Annotated in this window: 3 protein-coding genes; all 3 read left to right on the forward strand. The window is 35.3% G+C overall.

Translation table 11 applies throughout. The annotated features are described in order from the left end of the window. Positions 1-123 precede the first annotated feature (123 nt). Positions 124-885, forward strand: a complete 762-nt coding sequence (locus tag KEM10_RS22520; protein WP_212220158.1) for a DUF481 domain-containing protein — start codon at positions 124-126, stop codon at positions 883-885. 127 nt (positions 886-1,012) lie between these two features. Beyond that, positions 1,013-3,673, forward strand: a complete 2,661-nt coding sequence (locus KEM10_RS22525) for a DUF5686 family protein (protein WP_212220161.1) — start codon at positions 1,013-1,015, stop codon at positions 3,671-3,673. A gap of 70 nt (positions 3,674-3,743) precedes the next feature. Then, positions 3,744-6,220 (forward strand): PemB family protein (locus tag KEM10_RS22530; RefSeq protein ID WP_212220164.1); only part of this gene is annotated, 2,477 nt, incomplete at its 3' end.

Raw genomic sequence — 6,220 nt, forward strand, 5'->3', positions numbered from 1 at the left:
GCTTGAAGTGCAAATGTATAGTTAATTAAAAACATATAGATGATTTTTGTCATCTTTTTAACTTATTAAAAACTGTTTTCACAATCTCGGGCTAAATCTTATTTTTGTCCTAAAATTCTTTGTATGAAGCATCGTTTAACCGCAGTAGCTATCCTCATTTTCGTTTCAATGATGTCGGTTGCACAAATCGTCAGTATTGATAAACGACGTACAAAGGATCCGAATAAAGGTTTTCAGGGTGATGTTAACCTGGGGTTAAACTTTATTCATACCAACACCGATATGCTTCAAATATCATCACGTTTTAAACTCCAATATAACGATAATGATAACACTTATCTTTTTTCTTCAGACATTGGTTATAGTCGCGTTGATAATGAGAGTAATGTGAACAATGGAGGCTTCATGTTTAAGTATAACTATTGGGTGCCCGATAAGATTATTATTGCTGAGGCCTTTTCACAATATAGCTACAACCGTGTTAAAAGTTTAAAGCACCGATACATTTTAGGTGGTGGTCCGCGTTTTAATATCGCTGACAAAGATAAATTCAAATTGTTTCTGGTGGCTTATACCATTTATCTTAACGAATTATTTGAAAATGATAATTATAAGCGAAGAAAGAGTTTAGTCAAGTTTAGCTCTATGTTCTCAATGGATTGGCAAATGTCTGAAAATGCTAAATTCAGCCAAACAACCTATTTCGAACCAGACTACTCCGACCCCGCTGATTTTAGAATATGGAGTGAGACAAGGTTAAATTTTAAAATATCAAATCCCTTTTCTTTTAGTTTATTCGTAAGGCTTGATTACGATAACTTAGTACCTCCGGATGTAGAACCTTTATTTTACACTATCAATAATTCGTTTACCCTGAAATTTTAATTTCTACTAATCGATTAGCCCCTAAATTTTATAAATTTCACGGTCATACAACCTTTTCATTTAAGCAGGCATTAATATATTTAATGGGTATAATTATATTTACCCTTTAATTTAACCTGACTTATAAATGAAAACTCAATTTACCTTAGCCATACTGCTTACATTTTTCTCGCTGCAATTGTTTGCACAAACAGGAATAAAAGGTGTGGTCACTGACGAAAATGATCAAACCGTACCCTTTGCTACTATCTTTTTAAAACAAACAACCACCGGAACCACAACCAACGACATTGGGCAATATGAGATCTTACTCGATCCGGGTTCTTACACAATAGTCTTTCAAGGCTTAGGTTTCGAAAAACAAGAAATTCATTTTACAGTTTCGGATGGATTTATCGAACGAGATATTCAACTTAAAAAGCAAACCTATCGCATTAAAGAAGTACGAGTATTTTCCGGAGGAGAAGATCCGGCCTATCCTATCATGCGAAAAGCCATTAGCCTGGCTCCATATTACCAGCGACAAACAGCATCTTATAATGCTGAAGTTTATTTAAAAGGAAGCTTGAAGATGGAGAAAATTCCTAAGCTGATAAAAAAGATGATGGATAAGGAAGAGGAAAATAAAGATGATAGAATTGAGGTTGGTAAAACCTACACCATGGAATCGATGAATGAAATTAAATTTACAGCTCCGGATAATTACAATCACACCATATTAAATTCGCAGAGTACCTTTCCCGGAAGTAACGAAGACGATGTTATTGGTTATATCACATACAGCTTTTACGAACCCACGCAAGACATGGCAGTTTCTCCACTGGCACCAAACGCCTTTAGCTACTACAAATTTATGTATGAAGGCTTCTTCTACGAAGGGGATGTAACCGTGAATAAAATTAAAGTGATACCTAAACGAAAAAGCCAGCAAACCTATAGTGGATACATTTACATTGTTGATAATTTATGGAATATCCATTCCATTGATGTAACCAACGAAGCTTTTTTTGGCGAAATTAATATCAAACAGGTTTATGCGCCTGTAAAAGAAAGATCGTGGTTGCCTATCAGTCATCGATTTGCTGTAAAAGCCTCTATTTTTGGAGTAAAAGCCAATTTCAAATATGCCGGATCGGTTAAATATAAAGACATTGAGTTAAATACCAACTTACCCGTACCTGGTATGCTGATGAAGCAATATGCAGCTGAAGAAGCAGCTAAAAAAGTGGAAGAACAAAGAGAGAAAGAAGCTCTGGAACAAGAAGAAAAATCAAGAGCTCAACGTAAAATGGAGGAACTACTGGCTAAAGAAGAGCTTAATAATCGTGAAATGATTAAACTTTCAAGATTGATCGATAAGGAATCTCGTAAGCAGGAACAAGAGGAAGATGAATCACTTGAAATTAAAAACACATATAAAATCACACACAAAAAAGACACTCTTCAGAAGGACTCGTTGTATTGGGATAAAATTAGACCAATTCCTTTAACAGGTGAAGAACTTAGAGGCTTTGAGGTGAAAGACTCTATTAAACTGGCAAAGCTACAAGCAGACACGGTTACTGTAGATAAAAAAGAGAAATCATTGTTCAATAAAATATCAGGAGGATTTCTTTCTGGTCATACTTTTTATGCTGCAGACTCTGCCATGCGCGTTACGTACGATGGTTTAATTGGATTAGATCAGGTTGATTTTAATGCGGTAGATGGCTGGAGTTATGAACAAGGTATTAAATTGAATTATCGGGTAGATTCTGTGCACAACTTCTATATGAGACCCAAAATTAAATATGCTTTCAATCGCGAAAAAGTTTTGTGGAGTAACTTTGCCAGTTATTCATTTGCCCCCATGAAGCGCGCATACGTTGGCATAGGGTTTGGACAGGAAAGCAGAGATTTTAATAGAAAATACGGAATTGACCGAACCCTAAATGCCATTTCTGCTTTGTTCTTTAAAGAGCATTACATGAAGCTCTATCAGAACAATTATTTTTATGTAAGTCATGGTATAGATTTAGTGCATGGATTACGTTTGGATGTAAGTGCTTCGTATAATTCATACAATGAGTTGGAGAACAGCACTAACTGGTCTGTTTTAGATCAATCAGAGAATTATGCCCGTAACATACCGCCTAATGAAACACTAACAACTGATAACCTTCGAGATCAGAAAGATGTTCATTTTACCGCGGATTTGGAATATACTCCTCGAATGCGTTATAGGGTTTATAAAGGAAGAAAATACAATCGTAGTTCTCGCTATCCAACATTTAAATTAGGTTATGAGCGAGGTGTAAAAGGGATATTAGATAGCGAATCGAATTATGAACTAATTAAAACATCTATCCATCAAAATAAATCATGGGGTGTATTTAATGAATTTAAATGGCAAGTTGGTGGTGGATATTTCACCCAAAACGAACAAATTCATTTTTCGCACTTTCAACATTTCAACACTAACGAAATACCCATTAGTTTCAAAAGCTGGGATAACACCTTTAATCTTCTTAACGATTATAGCGCAAGCACTAATAAATGGTATGCACAGGGCCATGTTTCATACACAACACCTTATTTATTCCTTAAGTTTTTACCTTGGGTTAGCAATCGACTATGGCTCGAAAATTTATATGCCAGCTACCTAACAACACCCGACTTTAAGAATTATACAGAGTTTGGATATGGAGTGAGTCAGATATTTCTAATGGGTAGCGTTGGTACTTTTGTTGGATTTGAAGATGGCCAATATCAGAGCTGGGGTTTTAAAATCAGCTTAAACATAGATTAATTGAATTTTAATTTGAATGAAAATCCGAATTGTTACCATATTGTCAACTCTGCTGTTATGTTCCTTAAATATGTTAGCTCAGATAGAAACCAATAACATTAATCTTAAATTAAAGTTTGCAGGTGATCACCTGATATATAAAAATAACAGGATAGAACTCGGTCCAAAAGCATTTTACATTGATGGTCAGTTGTCAGATAAGGAAGTCAATAAATATCCGTTCGTTTTTAATTCTATCAACAAAGCTGTAGAACATTTAACCAATGGTACAGAAGAGTCACCTATGACACTGTACATAGCTCCATGGGTATATTGGATAGATAATCCTGATGATGTTGAAATTCGTATACCTAAGCAAGGGAAAAGCGTTCCTTTTGGACTGGAAATTGAGTGCGAATGGCTGAAGTTTTATGGTCTGACAGATAATCCTCAAGATGTAATCTTAGCTTCCAACAGGGGCCAAACAATTGGTGCAAAAGGAAACTTTACCATGCTTAATATAAAAGGTAATGGTCTATCAACCCATAATATTACATTAGGCAACTTTTGTAATGTTGATTTGAATTACGAACTCAATCCTTCTCTTAACAGACAGAAACGAGCCTCTGCAATTGTTCAGGCTCAATTAGTATTTTCCGATGGAGATAAAGTGGTTGCTCGAAATACACATTTCATCAGCCGACTTAACCTGGCTCCCTTTTGGGGGAGCAAACGCACCTTATTTGATGGTTGTCATTTCGAATGTACCGACGATGCTCTTAACGGTTGCGCTGTGTACTTAAATTGCACATTCGACTTTTTCAGCAGCAAACCTTTTTACAACGCACCTTTGACAGGAGCCGTGTTTTTAAATTGCGACATCAATTGTTTTACAGGTGGAACACAGTATTTAGCCAAAGTAGCCAGTTCAATAACAATGGTAGATACTCGAATAAAAGGTAAAAATGTAAAATACATAGGGTGGTCGCCTAATACAAGCATAGAAGAAAAGTACTATCAATACAATCTCTTATTTAACCAGTCACCATTGTTTATTGGCTCAAAGGATGGTGCTTCTACCATTGATTTGACAAACAAAGATCTTTTAGATGCTTATCTAGTCAAGTTTAATAATAAAACCATTTACAACACCTATAATCTGTTACGAGGTGATGATGATTGGGATCCCATGAAAATAAAGCCAATCATATTGCAAATCGAAAAGTCAACAGGTAAGAATTACAGTAAACTTCCTACTCAATTAAAGATTAAATCAAGTAATATAAGAATTGAAACAAATAAAGACACTCTTATTCTGGAACCTGAATTTAATCGTTTTGGGGGCTATCCTTATTCATCCAATGATCTAAAATGGTATATCCAATCTAAATTTCAATCTTCAGTCAAGCTGGAATCGCTTGATAATGGACGATGTCGGATCATTCCAATAAATACCCTTGATGAAACTAAAGATGTAATTATTGAAGCTATTTCACCTCTTGGATTAGAAGCTGCTGTTAAGCTGAGCGTAGCACCGGCATTTATCGATCCACCAAAATTTATAGATAAGCCAACTTTGCATTTTAATAATGATGTTATTGAACTCTCATATTCATTGGATATGCCATACGATGATCAATCTCTTATCACTTGGTATAGGTGTAAAGATGCGAAAGGAGAAGAAGCTATTGAAATTGCGGTATCACGTTTTGATAAACCAATGAAGCAGTATAAATTTACTTCTGCCGATAATGGATGGTACATTAAAGCATCAATCAGACCAAAACATTTACGATGTAATGAGGGGCAAGCAACATCAGTTATATCGAAGAGACCAATCAATAATAAAAATATCCAAAAGAAGCCAAACATTTATATTCCAAATCTTGAGAATCTATCAACCCTGTATCAACCTGAAATCATTGATGGATTTTGGTCTGTTGATTGTTATAAGCCAACAGATACTAATGCTCAAAATTGGAAAGTAAATAATAGTAAAAACGCATGGTTCGTTGGTTCTGGTGTGAATGGGGCTGCAAAAGACACTGGTTTAGTGCAGAATGTAAAAGGAGCACGCTTGAGATTTCAACCTATTGGCGATTCGTTTTGGAATATGAAACTTAGCTTTACTGCTGTTCCATCAAAAACAGCGGGCCAAGGGTTTGGAAGTGCTACCGATCAATATTTAGATATTTGCATAAAAATGGATTTACATTCGATGAGTGGATATGCTTTACGTATTTTTCGAACTCCCAAATATGGTAACGCAGTTGATTTTCAATTAATGAAATACTCAAATGGTGAAGTCAGTCCAATAGGCAAAGCCATTTCTTCTACATGTTATAGAGGTCAGTGCGATATATCTGTTGAAGTGATAAACAACCGATTGATAGCTCGAGCAGACAATCGTAATAACACACCTAACCTTAAAGATAATAAGCTTGTTCATAGCGTTCATTTAGAAACTATTGTCGATAGTAATCAATTTGGAGGAGTTAGCATCCAACATACCGGATCTATTCATGCAGCTGCTACTTTAATTAAAAATATAAAGATAGAATGGAAATA

Origin of the sequence: Carboxylicivirga linearis, assembly GCF_018271995.1 — a bacterium.
In the GTDB taxonomy this organism is placed as follows: Bacteria; Bacteroidota; Bacteroidia; order Bacteroidales; family Marinilabiliaceae; genus Carboxylicivirga; species Carboxylicivirga linearis.

Bases quoted from the DNA above. Each gene is read 5' to 3' on its own strand.
- KEM10_RS22525 (WP_212220161.1), top strand. From the start codon at position 1,013: ATGAAAACTCAATTTACCTTAGCCATACTGCTTACATTTTTCTCGCTG.
- KEM10_RS22520 (WP_212220158.1), top strand. From the start codon at position 124: ATGAAGCATCGTTTAACCGCAGTAGCTATCCTCATTTTCGTTTCAATG.